Source organism: Maritimibacter sp. HL-12, from assembly GCF_900177545.1.
In the GTDB taxonomy this organism is placed as follows: domain Bacteria; phylum Pseudomonadota; class Alphaproteobacteria; order Rhodobacterales; family Rhodobacteraceae; genus Sinisalibacter.
Genome location: NZ_FXBQ01000001.1, coordinates 2406184 through 2423566 on the forward strand (window position 1 = coordinate 2406184; position 17383 = coordinate 2423566).

A 17383-nucleotide genomic window follows, 5' to 3' on the forward strand; every position below is an offset into this window, starting at 1 on the left:
GATCCTGGGCCTTGGAGAAAGACATTTGACCTCTATGCCAGAAATTGACACCATCATAAGCTATTGATCAACTTGCGGTCTGTCGAGGCGATTCCCTCGGGGGTCAAGTGTCGCAAGTATTGGAGCATTAATGAGGGACCTCGACGGCCGTATCTTTCTGTCCGCCTCGGATCTCATGCGCTTCATGGGATGCGCGCACGCGACCACCCTTGACCTAGCACGGATGCGCGGCACCGGACCGGAGCCACGCGAAGACAGCGAGGACGCGGCGCTTCTGCAGAAGCAGGGTGACGCCCACGAGGCCGCCCACCTGGCCGGGCTCACCGCGGCGGGCCACAATGTGGTGGAGATCGCAAGGGGCCACCTTGCCAGCGACGCCGAGAGCACCCGCGAAGCTCTGGCCGCTGGCCCGGACGTGGTGTTTCAGGGCGCATTCCTGTCGGGCAACTGGGGCGGCTGGTCGGATTTCCTCGAGCGCGTCGAGCGACCCTCCGAGCTTGGACCGTTCAGTTACGAGGTGACCGATACCAAACTCAAGCGTCGGTCACACCCGAAGCACGTCCTGCAACTTGTGCTCTATTCCGATCTGCTGACCGAGGTTCAGGGCGCGGCGCCCGAATTTGCCCATGTCGAATTGGGGGACGGCACCCGCGCGACCCTTCGGCTATCAGACTACGCCGCCTACGCCCGAATGGCTCGGGCGCGGCTCGAGGGGTTCGTGGCCGATCCGTCGCCAACCCGTCCGATCCCCTGCGCGGACTGTGGTCTTTGCCGCTGGGGCGACCATTGCGCCGATATCTGGCAGGCCGAGGACAGCCTGTTCAATGTCGCCAACGTCAGCCGTGGACAGGTGAAGAAGCTGGAAGCAGCTGGCATCCAGACCATGGAAGCTCTCGCCGGTCTCGATCATCCGATCCGCGGCATGGCGGAAAACACACGCCTCCGGCTGGTGACTCAGGCCCGCCTGCAACACGCCCGCAAGACCGGCATGCCTGCGTTCGAACTGCGCGCACCGGAACCCGGCAAAGGGTTCGATCTGCTGCCTGAGCCGAAGGCAGGCGATCTGTTCTATGACATCGAAGGCGATCCGCATTTCGAGGGCGGCCTGGAGTACCTCCACGGCGTCTGGTTCGGTGGCCAGTTCCGGGCGTTCTGGGCGCATGACCATGCCGCCGAAGCGCGTGCGCTCGCTGAGCTGCTGGAGTTCTTCCGTGCGCGTCTTAAGGCTTATCCGGACGCGCGTATCTATCACTATGCGCCCTACGAGATCACCGCCCTGCGCCGACTGACCACGACGTACGGGATCGGCGAGGCTTTCCTCGATCGGCTTCTGCGCGAGCGGCGGTTCGTGGATCTGTTCGCCGTCGTGCGCGGGGGGCTGATCGGCTCTGAGCCCAATTACTCCATCAAGTCGATGGAGGCCTTCTATGGCCTCAAGCGTGATGGGGAGGTGAAGACGGCGGGCGGCTCGGTCGTCGCCTATGAGCGTTGGCGCGAGACTGGCGAGCAGCAGATCCTTGACGAGATCGAGGACTACAACCGCGTCGATTGCGTTTCGACCGAGGAGCTGAGGGATTGGCTTGTCGGCATTCGACCCAGCGGCCCCTGGCCGTCGCTCGGTCAGGATGCGGGCATGAAGGAGGCGGAGGAGGACGCCGACACGCAAGAACTGCGTTCGGCTTTGGCAGCCTCCGACCTGCCCGAGGACCGGCAGGAGGTGCTGTTCAACCTCGGCCTCTTCCACAAGCGCGAAGCGAAGCCCGCGCAATGGGCGGTGTTCGACAGCGCTGGCAAGGACGAGGACGATCTGATCGACGATCTCGACGCGCTTGCCGGGCTCGAGGCCGTGGGCGCGGCTGAGCCCGTGAAACGCTCGATGGCGCGCACCTATCGCTTCCCGCCGCAGGAGACGAAATTGCGGGGTGGCAGGTCGGCGACGGTGCCCGTCCATGACGGGCCGCCCGCCACGATCAGCATCGCCGCTTTGGACCGGACCGCACGTGAGATCACTCTCAAAGCCGGGGCAGCGAAGGCGCATCTTCTCTCAGACCGCCTGACGCTCCACCCTGACTGGCCGCTCAACACCGGTGTCATCGCCGCCGCGCTTCGCGATGTGATTGCCGATCAATGCGGGCCGCGCCGATTCACGGCCGTCGACGATCTGTTGTACCGCGCGGCGCCGCGCCTGACGACCGGCGCGAAGCCTGACCTGCTGGATGGCGCTGATCCGGTCGCGGGCGCGATTGCGGCCGTGGGCGCGATGGACGGCACCGTGCTGCCAATCCAGGGGCCGCCAGGCACCGGCAAGACCTATGTCACCGCGCGCGCGATCCTGTCTCTGGTGCGCAAGGGGCACCGCGTCGGCGTCGCATCGAACAGCCACGAGGCCATCCGGAATGTGCTGATGGGCTGTCTCGCCGCGCTGGAAGACGACGATCCGGACATCACTCTGGAAGACGCCGAACTGGCCCACAAGGTGAGTGGTGACGAGGATGGCTATCCCGAAGGCTTCATCGGCATCACGCGGGCCATGTCCAACGACGACCCTGCGTTGACGGAGGCCCATGTCGTTGGGGGCACCGCATTCTTCTTCTCGCGCCCGGAGTTCGAGCAGACCCTAGACTGGCTCTTCGTCGACGAGGCAGGACAGGTCGGCCTCGCCAACATGGTCGCCATGGGGCGCGCCGCGCGGAACATCGTGCTGGTCGGCGACCCGCGCCAGTTGCCGCAGGTGATCCAGGGGGCGCATCCGGACCCCGCGAACCTCTCCTGCCTCGACTGGATGCTGGGCGATAACGCGACGGTGCCGCCGGACCGTGGCATCTTCCTGCCTGTCTCGCGCCGGATGCATCCAGACGTCTGCCGTTTCATTTCCGACCAAGTCTACGAGGGTCGGCTGACCAGCCACCCCGACACCGCGCGCCAGGCCGTGGCCGTGACCGCGTTTCCCCCGGCGGGTGCGTTCTGGGTGCCGGTCCCGCATGAGGGCAATGCCCAGATCGCGCCAGAGGAAGTCGCGGCCATCCATTCTGCCGCTCGTGAACTGCTGACGGGCGCATGGACGGAGAAGGACGGCACGACGCGTCCCATGCGTCAGTCCGACATCATAGTGGTCGCGCCCTACAACGCACAGGTGAACGCCCTGCGCGGGGCGCTGCCCGAGGGCATTCGCGTCGGCACCGTGGACAAGTTCCAGGGACAGGAAGCGCCCGTCTGCCTGGTCTCGATGACAGCGTCATCGGCCGAGGAAACGCCGCGCGGCATGGACTTCCTGTTTTCCCTCAACCGGATCAACGTGGCTGTTTCGCGCGCCAAGGGGCTGGCGCTGGTCTTCGGCGCGCCGCGTCTTCGCGAGGCGAAATGCGAAACGGTGGAACAATTGCAGCTGGTCAATACGCTTTGCGCCTTGGAGGCTTGGAAATGAGCAACCTTACCGAAAGGCGTCGCATAGTATTTCGCCACGCCAACGGAGAACTCTATGCGGTATCGCGAAATGGCGGTCAAAAGCATCCGGGATACTTGTTCTTACCGCGGGGAGCGCCCCTATCGGACGACAACATTGTTGGCACCGAGGATTTGTCTGAGTTAGCACGCGCGGCGTTGCATGATGAGTGTGCTGTTCGCTGTAAGAACTTGTCTAGTGGAGCGCAGCACTACCTGAAATTCAGGGAAGATGAACTCAGCAGTTATGAAATCGGATCCGAGATCGCTGTAGTCTTGGGGATTCCAGAGAAGGGGAGTGTAGGCGAGAAGAAAACCTCGTTGTCGCGTCAAACAATTGAAGCGGCGATGGATGCCTACGATAGCTACCGCACGAACGGGGCGCATAGCGAAATCTTCGATGCCTTTGACGCGCCGCGCGACTATTGGGTGCGCTCAACGCGTGAGCGTCGAAATCGTGTCTACCCGACCAAGCCCCTTATTGGCTTCATCCTGAACAAGACAGAACTGAACGGAGGCTGGGGGCAAAAAGCTGATGCAGCCGCGCGGCTACACAATTCGGGCTTCATCATTGTGGACCAAGATGACAAGCCTGTCCCTCAGCCTGAACGCTACACTCACCTCATACGCGACGCAGACCGCATACGGCTTTGCGCGCTGAATTACTTCATTGGACCGGCACGAGAGCGCGATGATTCCGAGGTAGCTATTCGCGCCAGCCAAGTTGCCGCTGCCATGGGGCTGCAAGACGCATTTCCAAACATCTGCCAAGCCCTCGGCGGCGAGAAGTTTCAGCAGTTGGCCCAAGTGCCACCGCCAACTCATACCGAGCCGAACCCCAGTAGTTCGACCATCTTCACCTACAAGCTCGCATCGCAAGCGGAGGCGGCCACCGTGACTGAAGAAACTACAACGCCTACGCGTTCGGCGACCAACCTAATCCTTTACGGGCCACCCGGGACGGGCAAGACCTACCGCACCGCATGGGAGGCGGTACGGCTTTGTCTGGGCGAGCAGGTCGCAGCGGCGCTTCAGGGCGGCGAGAGGCGTGATGCGCTGATGGCCGAATATCGGCGCTTGGTAAGTGAGGGACGGATCGAGTTCGTGACCTTCCACCAGTCCATGTCTTACGAGGAATTCGTCGAAGGCCTACGGCCAAGTACCGGTGACGATGCTGGCGAGGGGCCAGAGGAAGTGGAAGTAAGCATTGGTTTCCGTCTCAAACCCTACGACGGCGTGTTCAAGCGCGTCAGTGAGCGCGCGAGACTTGATCAGCCGGACGGTGGCTCGTCAGCACGGCTTGACCGTTCAGCCCGTGTATTCAAGGTTGCGCTAGGAAGACGGCAAGTCGAAGACGAACGAATTCGCTTCGGCCTCGATAATGGGTTGATCCATGTGGGCTGGGGCGGGGACATTGACTGGTCAGACGAGCGTTTCGACGATTTTAACGAAATATTCTCGGAATGGAAAACGAAAAAGGACTCAGAGGCGACTGGCCACGATGGGAACATCGTAATCACCTTCTCGTTCAGAGCCGACATGCAGGTTGGGGATTATGTGATTGTGTCAGATGGACGCGACCGGATCCAGGCATTTGGAAGAGTAACCGGCGACTACTTTTATGATCCCGAAGCCACATTCCATCCACACCGCCGTCATGTGGAGTGGCTTTGGCGCGACGACGCCGGAACCGAACGAAGCCGCTTCTACGCAAACGGCTTCAGGCGCCATTCGGTTTATAAGCTAAACCAATCGCTTGTGGACTGGGACGCGCTGGAAGCAATTGTTTTCGGTGAGGACACACCTCTCGCAAGCCAGTCAGCACGGGACCATGTCTTGATCATCGACGAGGTCAACCGAGCAAACATCTCAAAGGTCTTTGGTGAACTGATCACGCTTTTGGAACCCGACAAGCGGTTGGGTATGCCAAACGAGATCCGCCTCGTGCTACCCTACTCGAAGAAGTCCTTCGCTGTACCGGCGAACCTCCACATCATCGGAACGATGAACACGGCCGATCGGTCTATTGCGCTCTTGGACACGGCATTGCGCCGCCGCTTCACGTTCCGCGAACTGATGCCGAACCCGCTGGTACTTCCAACGGATGTGGGCGGGATCGATCTGCAGAAGCTCCTGACCACGATGAACGACAGGATCGAGTATCTCTTCGATCGCGAGCATCAGATCGGGCACGCCTATTTTACTGGCTGCGCAACCCGTGGCGATGTCGAGGAGGTGATGCGTCACAAAGTAATCCCGCTGCTGGCGGAGTATTTCTACGAGGACTGGTCCAAAGTTGCAGCCGTCCTTGGTGAAACCGGGCAAGGCCAGGCGCGGTTCCTGGAAGCACGGAGACTTACCGTTCCTGAGGGTATTGCCGAGGACGACTTCTCCGGTGAGAAGCTGCGCTGGCGCGTCAAGGACCAGTTCGATTTCTCGGAGTTCGAGGTCTGATGCCGTCCTATACTGTGCGGGAGTGGGATACGCTGCCACATGGCGACGGTGAGGGCTCCATTCCCGCGCATCTGGCAAGTCGGTTGGTTGCGCTCGCGAAAACTTCATCCTTTGCCGGCCGAGGTGGCGGCGGAGTACTGGAGGATCGACGGCACGAGCTACGGGCCCGTGGTGTGGTTGGTGTGATTGCTGCGCAGGGTTGCAGCCTCGAGATCCTTCCAAAAATCGACATTATGCAAGAGGAAGGGGCGGAACGGCAGAACGCCGCGATCCGCAAACGTCTTGTCCATATGCTCGCGGTGGCGCTGAATCTGAAGATCGACATGGGGCGGATCACCGACCTGGACTGGCAGCGCGACACGCTTCTTGAGATCCTGATCCGTGTATTCTGTGACAAGCTGACCGAAGCGGTCCGCCGCGGTATGCCTCGTCGCTATCTCGGTCATGAGGACGATCTTTCGGCCCTGCGCGGCACGCTCGATGTGCCGCGTCAATTTACCCGCCATGCAGCGAACCCGGGACGCCTTGCTTGTCGTTTCGATGAGTTGTCGCAAGACATTGCGCTCAACCACATCATGAAAGCAGCCGTGGCGCATCTGTTCAGGATGTCCAGAAGTGCGGCCAATCAGCAGCGCCTTCGCGAACTAGCCTTCGTCTATGCCGAGATCTCGGATGTTCCGGTGCCGGCTCTAAAATGGGGAGAGGTCATCATCGACCGGACCAACCGCGCGTGGCAGGATCTACTCGGCATGGCTCAACTGTTCTTGCGTAATCGATATCAGACGACGAGCAGCGGCTCGGGGCAAGGCACAGCGCTTCTATTCGAGATGAACGCCCTTTTTGAGGAGTATGTCGGTAGACTGGTCACGCGCGCTCTCGCCGGAACCGAGTTCCGCGTCACGCTGCAGGGTGGGCGACTTTTCTGCCTCAGCTCTCTTGATGACGACCGCGCCGTATTCCAAACCAAGCCAGACATTCTGATCTGGCGGGATGCACAGGTAGTCCATGTGATCGACACGAAATGGAAACGGATATCCGCGCGGATTGATGATCCAAAACTGGGTGTTTCTCAGGGTGATGTCTACCAGATGATGGCGTATGCCCATCTCTACAAGGCACCCAAGCTGACGCTGCTCTATCCCCATCACGATGGGCTCGGCACCAATGAGGGCGCTCAGGCGCAGTTCCGCATCACGGGTCAGGAGACGTTAGTCGAGACCGCCAGCGTGGACGTGGCCAACGGGAAGGATCTTGTGGCACGGCTGAGGGACAAGCTCTTTCCAACCATCATGCAGGAGATTCTGGTTTGCCAATAAAAATAAGCACTTAGTCGGTGCGAGATTTGGAGAAGGTTGGACGTCAAGCCCTGCCCCTCCGCCACATTCAGATACTGAATCCGTCCAAGGGCCCCGATTGGGGCCTTTTTTCTTTTTTTGTTTCAAAGGGTGTTGGCAGGGCCATCCGCCCTTCGGAGACTGGGCGCTTGACGCAGAATGCGTCTCCGAATGGCCTGCGTCTGTCTTCGAGCGTCGCTCCGCGGTCACGGGTTGGCGAAAAACATCCACGGAATTCCAATGGGTTGCCGCGTTCTTGGGGTCGTCTCATACGCGAGATAAACCAGTGACGGCAAGTCGTCATGGAGGATGGTAAACCTGAGCCGGGCGCGTCGTCGGTCGGGCTGCGCGGCTTCAGCGCCGTGCCTTCCCCGGCCTTGCCGGATCCTTCGGTGCGGCAGGCTCAATCGATCCCGAGCGCGTCGGACAGCAGGGTCTCGAACGCGGGCCTGCCTTTTTCGACGGCGGTTTGCAGGCTCGGCGCGTCGGACAGCACAGTCATGAAACCGGGATCGAGCATGGACATCTCCGGGCGTCCGTCCTCGGCCTCGTAGAAGGCGAAGTTCCCGCAGGGCATCATCGCCATGACGTGCAGGCCGGCTTCGACGACGTCGGGACCGAGCGGAAGGTAGCAGATCTTCAGTGCGGTGACCTTGTCGCCCGCCAACCCGAATTCGGCCAGGAAGAGCCAGTCTTCCTCGGCCTCGACATGGGTGCGAAGCGCGGCGACGGCCTCGGCGCGACCCATGTTCAACTCGTGGGTGACGAACATCTCGTCAGCCCCGACGGCTCCGGCCGAAAGGACAAGCGCCGTCGCGGGCCCCAGCATCATTGCACGTCTCATGGGATTGATCCTCCTTGCTGCATCTACTGCCCGATTGGTCCGGGCAAGGGCCACGCGCCCTCGAACAGAGGCTAGGGGATCGGGCCCGGTCGGGCTTGGGGATTGCCTGACGATTGTCTGCGGAACCGCTGAGGGCAGCGCAACTTCCTGGCGGGACGGCGGAATCGCCATGGCGGGTCGCGGCCGTCCCACAGGAAATCCCCACATCTCCCGCAAGCGCGCCGCCGAGCGAGCGGGTAGAACAACAGGCGCGCCGCACGCCGCTCCCGGCTGCGGCCCGAAGGACCACAGAAAAAGGAGCACGCCATGAGCATGCCCGACACCGCCGCCGCCCCGCCGCGGGAAGACACCGAGTTCGTCCGGTTCTGGAACGAGGTGCTGGCCCCGAAATTCACCCGCTTCCGTCACGTTCTGGTTGGCGGGCTGACCTATCACAGCGAGGCTGTGTTCCCGAAGCTGCCGGTCCGGGAGGGCGACCGCGTGCTCGACGTGGGCTGCGGCTGGGGCGACACGGCGATGAAACTCGCCCGGATCGTCGGACCGCAGGGCGAGGTCGTCGGTATCGACTGCTGCGACGCGTTCCTGGCCGATGCCGAGGCCGACCTGAAAAAATCCGGCCTGACCAACCTGTCCTTCCTGCGCGGCGATGCCGAGGTGGCGCTGCCCGAGGGGGCGTTCGACTTCGCATTCTCGCGCTTCGGAACCATGTTCTTCGCCAATCCGGTGGCCGGGCTGCGCAACATGCGCCGGGCCCTGAGACCGGGCGGCCGGATGGTGCATATCGTCTGGCGGGCACCGGCCGACAATCCGTGGCTGTCCATGGCCAAGGAGATCGTGTTGCGCCACCTGCCGGCCCCCGGTGAGGACGCCCGCACCTGCGGCCCCGGGCCGTTTTCGATGTCTGACGAAGCCACGGTGCGCAAGATGATGGAGGTCGCCGGCTATACCGATATCGCCTTCGAGCGCGTCGATGCGCCGGTGCGCGTCGGCGACGATGTCGAGGATGCCATCGCCTTCCAGCTTGCCATCGGCCCGGCCGGCGAGGTGTTTCGCGAGGCCGGTGATCTGGCGGAAGTGCGGCGGCCCGAGATCGAGGCGGCGCTGGCAAAAGCGATCGATGCACAGGCGCGCGACGCGGACGGCATCGTGATCGACAGCTCGTCCTGGGTGATCAGTGCGCGCAATCCGGGCGACTGAGGGACCAGCGTGTCCAGGTTGAGTCGTGGCGGTCGAGCCGTTACACTTTGTCATCCCCGGAAACGTGGCGCGCGGCTGCAACGGCTCCGCCCGCGAAAGAAGGATGGCGATGGCTTCGCAGGCACCCGCACACCGGGCCATCATCGCAGGCCCCCCAAGTGAGACAAAGGGGGCCCAGAGTTTCGGCCCGTACGAACTCGATTTCGACCGCTACGAATTGCGCGTCGATGGCCAGCCGGTTGCCGTCGAGCCGCGCACCTTCGATCTGGTCGCATTGCTCCTGCGCAATCGTGGCCGGACCGTGACCCGCGACGAGATCTTCCGCGAGATCTGGCCGGGCCAGCTCGTCTCGGATGCCGCGCTGAGCAGCCAGATCCGATCGGCCCGCAAGGCGCTGGGGGACGACGGCAAGAGGCAGGCCGTCATCGCCACGGTGCATGGCCGGGGCTTTCGGTTGCGGCGTCGAACCGGCACCCCGGACCTCGCGGCACCGCAGGCGGCGGCCGCTGGCCGGTGCGATCTCTTTCCTTGCGTGGCGGTGCTTCCCTGTTCAGCGCCCGGCGGCGACGGACGGGGCACGGTGATCGCGGAGGGCCTGACCGAGGATCTCATCAACGCGCTCGCGCGAAACCGCTGGATGCGGGTGGTCACGCGCAATGCGGCCTTTGCGCTGGGCCGTTCCGGCGAACCGATTGACGAAATCCTCACGCGTCTCAACGCCGATTATGCGGTGACCGGCAGCGTGCGCCTTGCCGGCGACCGCGTCCGCGTCACGATCCAGCTCACCGAGACGTCGGGCCAGCGCTGCATCTGGTCGGAGCGGTTCGACCGGCGGCTGCTCGACATCCTCGATCTGCAGGATGAGCTTTCGGGCCTCGTCGCCGCCCGCATCGCCAGCCAGCTCGGCCTCAGCGAACAGAAGCGGGCGGGGCGGCTCAGGCCCGGCAACCTCGGTGCCTGGGAACTCTACCAGCTTGGCTCGGCAGAGTTCTATCGTTTCACAGCCGTCGGCAACCGGCGCTGCCAGGAGTTGATGCGCCAGTCCATCGCGCGCGCCCCGGAGTTCGCCGAACCTCAGGCGCGGCTGGCCTATGCGATGGTTCTCGAAAGCGTCTATTTCGACGGGCGGACGGACGAAGCGCATCTGGACGAGGCATTGCGGCTGGCTGATCGCGCGGTGGCACTGGACGACCAGGAGGCCAACAATTTCTTCGCGCTGGGGCGGGTGCACCTTGCGCGCGGCGACTGCGGGCTGGCAATCGAGGCGCTGGAAACCGCGCTCGCGCTCAATCCCTGCCACGCGCTGTCGCACTGCGGCCTTGGCGATTCGCTCGTCTCGGACGGCCGGCCCGAGGCCGCCATTCCCTGTTTCGCGCGCGCGCTGGCGCTCAGCCCGCAGGATCCGTTCCGCTGGGCCTTCATGTCCTACCGCTCGCTTGCGCACATGTTCATGGACGACCCTGAGGGCGCGGTGCACTGGGCGCGCAGCGCGACGCTGGTTCCCAACGCACATTACTGGGCGCGCGCCAAGCTGATCTCGTGGTTGGCCCATTCCGGCGATCTGGACGGCGCGCGCGCCGGCGTGCCGGCGCTGATGCGGGCACGCCCGGGCTTCTCCTGCGATTTCGCGCGCTCGCGCCTGTTCTTCGTCCGCGTCCCGGAGCACCTGGAGGTTCTGCTCGATGGGTTGCGCCGCGCCGGTGTGCCATGAGCCGGTCGGCGCGACGGCTGGAGAATGCCCGGCCCCGGTGGCGTCGGCCCCTGTGCTGTCTGCGCGGGTGGGGTCTTGCTTGCGGCGTGGGCCGTATCTCCGGATGTGGGGATCGAGGCCGGTGGCAGGTTCTGCGGCGCTCCGGCGGTGCGGCATGCGCAGGCGTGTTGGGCCGAAGATCAACGCTCCCGATGTGAAATGACGCGCTGCCTGATAGCCCGCATGGCAAAGATCGCCGCAATCCCCGCAACGCCGGCGACCGGGCCGACACCATGAAACAGGACCACGCTGAAGGTCAGGACCCCCGGCACCAGGAACATGCGAAGGGAAGGCTTTCGGATGGCCTCCGGAGCAGGGCGTTCCGGGGCCGGATGATCCAATGACCGCAAAAGCCGCGCCGACAGAACCAAGCCTGAGAGAATGGCGAGCAGAGCGACGATCTGCGGGAAAAGCCGCGCTTCAACCGGAAGCGCGTTCATGGAGCCCAGGACGAACAAGGCCGCAGCGATGAATACCACGAGCGGGATGAATTGCGAGCGGTCGGACGCTTGGCGCGACCGACCCGTGCGACGCCCCCTGCGGATCCCGTTGGCGACGAAGACCAGCAGGAAACCGAAGAACAGCACGACGGACGGGCGCGCAAGGTCATCCACCTCGGCGGTTTGCATCGAGAGATGGAAATACTTCTCAACCAGAGGCCCGAGCACGAAGCCAAGCGAAAAGGCCGGGCGTGAGTATGACCAATGCCACATTGCGAGGCCAAGCAGGGCGAAGGCGATCAGGGTCAGGTGATCTCCGATATCCCGGCTGGCCTGGAAGGAGCCGATCAGGATCAGGGCAAGCGTGAGAGGCAGGATGACGGCATGTGAAGCCGTGGTGATCCGCGCGAGTTGCCGGCTCATGCCGAGGCAAATCCCGGCCGCGAGGATGTTTGCCATCGCGATGAAGTAGATCAGCGAAATGGTCACCGGCAGGTTTTCGGTCAGCATTTTCGGGCCCGGGGTCATCCCATGGATCATGAACGCACCCAACAGCAGGCTCATGGATGCCGACCCGGGCAAACCTATGGCGAGTGTCGGGATCAGCGATCCGCCTTCCTTTGCGTTGTTCGCGCTTTCCGGGGCAATGATCCCCCGGATGTTGCCCTCACCGAAGGGCGGCTCGGAGTCCTCGACGGCGTGCCTGCGGCGCTCGACGCCGTAGGCAACCCAGTCGATCACTGTCACGCCAACCCCCGGCATCGCGCCGAGGACCGAACCGATGGTGCTCGAACGAAGGATCACCGGCCAGTTGCGCAACGCGTCCCTCGCCCCGGCGAGGCGCGACCCGCCAAGGCTGGTTGCGGCGGTTTCGGCGATCTGTCCACGGAGCTGGATCGACACGAGTTCGGGGATTGCGAAGACGGCGAGAAAGACAACGCTTATCGGCAAACCGTCCCACAAATAGAGGAAACCACCGGTCAGCCGCTCCTCGCCCATCACCGGATCGAGGCCGATGAACGCAACCAGCATGCCCAGCGAAAGGGACATGAACCCCTTGGCGAGGCTCGGGCCGGACACCGCGGAGACGAACAGGAAACCGGCCAGCGCAACCACAAGGTAATCGAGGCTTTTCATCGCGAGCACGATCGGCCTGAGCAAAGGCAGCGACGCCGCCAGAACCGCGGCACCGAACAATCCGCCCACCAGCGACGAAACATAGGCCGCGCCAAGCGCCCGGGCCGCATGCCCCTTCTTGGCGAGCGGATGGCCATCGACCACGGTGGTTATCGCCCCGACCGTGCCGGGTATTCCCATCAGCACCGCCGGGATGGTGTCGGCGGTCGTGGTCACCGCAAGCATTCCCATCAGCAGGGCAAAGGCGCTGTAGGGATCGAGCGTGAAACTGAGCGGCAAAAGGAGCGAAAGGCCGAAAATGCCGCCGATGCCGGGGATCATGCCGATCACCAGCCCGGACAGCACGCCGATGACCAGGTAGAGAAGTCTTTCGAGTGCCAATACCTCCACGGCGGCAATGGCGATGGCTTCCATGTTTCCAGACCCGGCCCGCGGATTATTCGATCAGGTGCATGAGTCTTTCGATGGTCTCGGGGCTCATGGCGGCGAATTTTTCGTAGAGCCGATCAAGCTCCTGTGCCGAGGTCGGGTTCAGAACATATCCGGCGCGCTCGAAATCGGAAATGAAAGCGGTATCCTCGATCATGTTTGCGATTGCCGCCCTCAAGGCCTCGGCGGCCTGCTCGGAGGCGTGTTCCGACATGAACATCACGAAAACCGGCATCGCCTGAAAGACGAACAACTCGGTCAGGGCTCTTGCTTCGTCGTCGGCGACAAGGTCGGTCAGGTTCGGCAGGCCGGACTCGTCGGTGTGACCGATCGGGCCAAAATATCCGATCCTGCGAAGGTTGGTGGTATCGAGGGGTGGTAGACAGACGACATCGACTTCCCCGCGCTCGAGGGCGGCGAATGTTTCTGCGGCCCCGGAATACCCGGTTACAACATCGAGCGCGAGCTTGTTTGCCGAGCGAAAGGATGCGGGAAACCGGTAGCCGGAACTGCCGCGCCCTGTCGCGCCGTAGGATACGCCATCTTGCAGGATCTGCTCGGCCGTGCTGATCGGCGAGTCGGCCGCAACCCAGCATCCCGGAAAATCACTGACCAAGGCGGAGATGAACCGGGGCCGGGCAGGGGTGACGCCGTTTTCGATGTCGTCGAGCGCGCCGCTCGAAATCGCCTGAAAGGCAAGGAAATAAGCGGTGTCCTGTGCCTCGGCCTTCGGGGATGCGGAGAGACGGAGCAACTTGATCCCGCCGGCTCCGGGAACATTTTCCACCACGGCTTGATCATATGTTTCGATATGGTTCGGCAGGTGCCTGGAGATGACCCTGGCGGCAATATCTGTAATTCCGCCCGCGCCGTATCCGACCTTGAAGGTGAGAACCGAGTCGGAAAACGCCGGTGCGGTCGAGGCGGCGAGAATGAACAGGGCTTTCGCGACTTTCCGAGTCCAGTATTCAAGCATTGGATTGGTCCTTGGTGGATCGGGTTTGCAATTCGAATGATCGGCGTCAGGCCAGTGCCGTGGCCTTCAGGCTTTCTGCGATCCGGTTGCGCTGGAGCTTGCCATTGCGATTTCGCGGCAGGCTCGATGCGATGAAAACCTTTTCCGGCACGTAAGTCTTTTCAAACCGGGACGCGCAGAGAGCGCGAACCCGCTCTTCGATATTCTGAGAATCGTGACCGTTTTTCACGGCAATCGCGACGGCGAGGCACTCGGCCCCGGTCGCGGGGGCGGTCCAGATGAACGCCCCGCCTTCATCGACGCCATCGAACTCGACGAGCGCGTTGTCGATCGTCACGGCATCGACCTTCACGCCGCCGATATTCAATCGGTCGTCCCGGCGGCCGAGCAGAACGAGGTTGCCGTTTTCATTCAGCCGCGCGAGATCGCCCGAATAAAACCATCCATTGCGCAGGTTTTCGGGGTCTTTTCCGTTGGCATCGAGGTAGCCGGGGCTCATCGCGGCCGATTTCATCCGCACGAACCCGGTCTCGCCGGGCGCAACGGGCTGGCCGGTATCGTCGAGTATTTCCAGCTTGGCCCAGGGCAGTGGCTGGCCCAGGCTCATGTCTTCGATGTTTTCTTCGGTTATGTAATTGTGCGTGATCGCATTGCCGGTTTCGGACGCGCCGTAGCCAACGCGCATGGTTTCGAAATGCGACAGGATTTCCTTGCGCTGGGGCAGCGGCACCGGCGCACCTGACAGGTAGGCCAACTTGATCTTCCGGCCGCTTGTCTCGCTCGCGCCGGCAAGGAACTTCTGGAACTGCCGAGGCGAACCGAGAACGAAATCGACATCGTTTCTCTTCGCGTCCGCGAAGCTCATCCGGAAGCAATACTTGCCCTGGTTGGCCAGTGACGCGAGCATCCATCCATTTGATGCGAGGCTGCCCGAAGGCGTGAGCGTCATCACGGTGTGAATATCGGGAAAGACCGTTACCCTTGATGAGATGGCCATGTGCATCGCGGCGGCGGAAAAGGGCAGGAGCTTGGGCTTGCCCGTGGTGCCGGAGGTTTGCGCGCAGGTTGCGAAGGCCAACATCGAAGCGGCCACGGTTCAGGTCGCTAACCCCGATTATGATCCGGACAACATCGATCCGGAGGTCTCCGAATTCCTCGATGTCGACGGCGTGGGTGAGCTTGTCGTGTTCCAGTCGCTCGGCTCGAGTGAAGTGGACGACTACGACATCATGTCCCCTCTCTCACTTGATGAGTACGATTTCTACATGGGCGCCAGGAACCGACTGGATGCCGTTACCACCCGCTACGGCACGGCTTCGATCGATTCGCTCACCGTGAACCCCGATTTCGTCGCCGAGGGCGAAGAGGGCTATGACCCCGAGATCGAAGAATTCGTCAACGGTGTGCAGCAGGCGGCCATTTCGCTCAACACCACCCGCGTGACGAGCGACGCTGACGAGAACAACATCGTGACGCTGGGCCAGATGGTCTCGGCCTACGAGTTCACCACCGGGTTCTCCAAAGGATACGACGTCGACTTGACGCCGCTCGACCCCAAAGCCGAAGATTCCGCGTTCAACCTTGCTCTCGAGAACCAGGCGGCCGCCTTCGCGGGTGAGCCGGCGACCCTTGATAACGTCGATTGGCGCCATCAGCCCACCGGCAACGATCCCTCGGTCGCGAACCTCGACCAGGTGGCCGCGCTTTCGCTCAACACGATGACGCTGGGCACCGCCGCCGACGAAGACGAAGACATCGCCGCCAGCACGGCCAACTTCGACGTTTGGTTCGAGGACTACGATCTTGCGGGAATCGGCCAGTCGAACGACAAAGCCCAGATTCTCGAACTGAAGGTCAATCAGGAGTTCGCACCGATCCGTGTTGGCAACGACATCGTCGCCACCACCGACATCGGCGACCTTAATGGGTTCGCAGACCTGGGATATGACGGCTTCATTGAGAACATCGAAGACCTCAGCGTTGACTACGGCACCGGCGACGTCAACGTGACGGACATCTCGCAGGCGGTTTCTCTTACCGGCAACAGCATCAGCCAGCTCGGTGAGGGCACGCTCACGCTGAAAGCGCAGACCCGCGACTCGAAGGACGCAGTCACGGCGAGTGACTTTGAACAGGACCTGTCCTACGTGGAAATCTTCGGCGTGGCCGGCAGGGAAGCAACGGAAAACTACACTTCCCTCAACACCGTCTTCGCTTCGACCGATTATGGTGACATCGTTGTTGCAGGCAATGCCGACGCGACCGAACAGGTGGCGATTGCCAACTTCAACGCGATTTCGTCGGGCGGTGATCTCGTCAGCTACTCCGACGATGATTGGTATGCCGGGATCGAGCAAGATGCCGATACGTTCTCGATCGAATCGGACAAGTGGAACTACCTGCGCGCCGACAATGACGAAGAAGGCGACGTTCAGGTCTCCGAGTTCGACCAGTTCGCGCGCCTTTCGCTCAACTCGATCAGTGCCGAGGGCGATATCGTCGCCAACCTCAGCCAGGAAGTGGGTGATATGCGGATCGAAGGGTATGGCTATGACAATACCTGGAACTACGCCGATATCGACACGGAAGATGGCAACGCCACGGCACGCGACGTGACCCAAACCGCGCTGGCTTCGATCAACACCATCAGTGCCGGTGGCAATATCACGTCGGACTACGTGACGCAGGATTTCGAAGGCGTTTACGAGGAGGCAGCTTTTGCCGAGGGCGAAGTGAACCGGCTGAGCCTCTTCGCGGACGACGCAGGCGATGCGCGGGCAACCGGCGTCGATCAGTTCGCGCAGTTCTCGATCAACACCCTCAGCGGAACCGATCTCGACAGCGATCTGTATCAGGACCTCGCGGGGTTCGACCAAGGATTGTCCGAGGACGAAGCTCTGAACGCGATCTCCGTCAAGAGCGACGATTACGGCAACGCGTTCCTCGGTGACAGCTCGCAGACCGGCATCATCAACCTGAACGTGGCCAGCCTCGACGGGAAGGTTCTTCAGGATGTCTCTCAATTGTTCGGCTACGAACGCGAGACGTCGCTTGTCTACCAGAACGAAGCGATTGCCTCTGCCTACGACGACATCGCCGGGCTCAGCTACGCCGGTGGCAACGCGACGATCGACGGTCTCGACCAAGTGGTTCTCGCGACGGTCAACTCGCTCACCGCGGGTTCGCTCGACAGCGGCTATATCGCACAGTCGCTGGACGACAACATGTACGTCGAGATCGGCAACTACGCCACTGCCGATGCCGACTACGGTGTGGCCCGTGCGGATGGCATTGCCCAGCAGGCGATTGCCCGCGTGAACGCGATCTCGGTCGCCCAGGCGAACTGATCTGCCAACGCATGAAAAACTGGTGCCCGCCCCC

10 protein-coding genes are annotated in these 17383 nt (G+C 62.4%); 6 read left to right on the forward strand and 4 right to left on the reverse strand.

What is annotated here, in order from left to right; translation table 11 throughout:
• Positions 1-130: 130 nt before the first annotated feature.
• Genes B9Y97_RS12100 through B9Y97_RS12110 form a run of 3 tightly spaced genes read left to right on the forward strand, consistent with a single transcriptional unit; the run spans position 131 to position 7211 of the window.
• Positions 131-3424 carry a TM0106 family RecB-like putative nuclease gene (locus B9Y97_RS12100; protein ID WP_085526976.1) on the forward strand — a complete coding sequence of 1098 codons (3294 nt, stop codon included), beginning with the start codon at positions 131-133 and terminating at the stop codon, positions 3422-3424.
• Positions 3421-5895: an AAA family ATPase gene (locus B9Y97_RS12105; RefSeq protein ID WP_085526977.1), complete on the forward strand. Its 2475-nt coding sequence runs from the start codon at positions 3421-3423 to the stop codon at positions 5893-5895. The genes B9Y97_RS12100 and B9Y97_RS12105 overlap by 4 nt, the downstream gene beginning before the upstream one ends.
• Complete coding sequence (locus B9Y97_RS12110; protein ID WP_085526978.1) at positions 5895-7211, forward strand: McrC family protein; 1317 nt, start codon at positions 5895-5897, stop codon at positions 7209-7211. The genes B9Y97_RS12105 and B9Y97_RS12110 overlap by 1 nt, the downstream gene beginning before the upstream one ends.
• Before the next feature lie 421 nt (positions 7212-7632).
• Here the strand turns inward: B9Y97_RS12110 and B9Y97_RS12115 are convergent, their stop codons facing one another.
• Positions 7633-8073 (reverse strand): DUF302 domain-containing protein, encoded by a 441-nt coding sequence (locus tag B9Y97_RS12115; RefSeq protein WP_085526979.1) that lies wholly within the window; start codon positions 8071-8073, stop codon positions 7633-7635.
• A 306-nt stretch (positions 8074-8379) separates the two neighbouring features.
• Here B9Y97_RS12115 and B9Y97_RS12120 point away from each other — a divergent pair, with 306 nt between their 5' ends.
• Both B9Y97_RS12120 and B9Y97_RS12125 read left to right on the forward strand, forming a co-directional pair.
• Entirely contained in the window at positions 8380-9270 is an 891-nt protein-coding gene (locus B9Y97_RS12120; RefSeq protein ID WP_085526980.1) for a class I SAM-dependent methyltransferase, read from the forward strand.
• 109 nt (positions 9271-9379) lie between these two features.
• Complete coding sequence (locus B9Y97_RS12125; RefSeq protein ID WP_176224360.1) at positions 9380-10981, forward strand: winged helix-turn-helix domain-containing tetratricopeptide repeat protein; 1602 nt, start codon at positions 9380-9382, stop codon at positions 10979-10981.
• 179 nt (positions 10982-11160) lie between these two features.
• Here B9Y97_RS12125 and B9Y97_RS12130 read toward each other — a convergent pair whose 3' ends face one another.
• The 3 genes from B9Y97_RS12130 to B9Y97_RS12140 are packed head-to-tail and all read right to left on the reverse strand — an operon-like array spanning position 11161 to position 14999.
• Positions 11161-13011: a tripartite tricarboxylate transporter permease gene (locus tag B9Y97_RS12130; RefSeq protein WP_085526982.1), complete on the reverse strand. Its 1851-nt coding sequence runs from the start codon at positions 13009-13011 to the stop codon at positions 11161-11163.
• Positions 13012-13033: 22 nt separating this feature from the next.
• On the reverse strand, positions 13034-14002 hold the full coding sequence (locus B9Y97_RS12135; protein WP_085526983.1) for a hypothetical protein: 969 nt from the start codon (positions 14000-14002) through the stop codon (positions 13034-13036).
• Positions 14003-14048: 46 nt separating this feature from the next.
• Entirely contained in the window at positions 14049-14999 is a 951-nt protein-coding gene (locus B9Y97_RS12140; protein ID WP_254900912.1) for an ANL family adenylate-forming protein, read from the reverse strand.
• On the opposite strand from B9Y97_RS12140, the gene B9Y97_RS12145 reads away from it, so the two are divergent.
• Complete coding sequence (locus B9Y97_RS12145) at positions 14998-17349, forward strand: hypothetical protein (protein WP_085526985.1); 2352 nt, start codon at positions 14998-15000, stop codon at positions 17347-17349. The genes B9Y97_RS12140 and B9Y97_RS12145 overlap by 2 nt on opposite strands.
• The last annotated feature ends 34 nt before the right edge of the window (positions 17350-17383 follow it).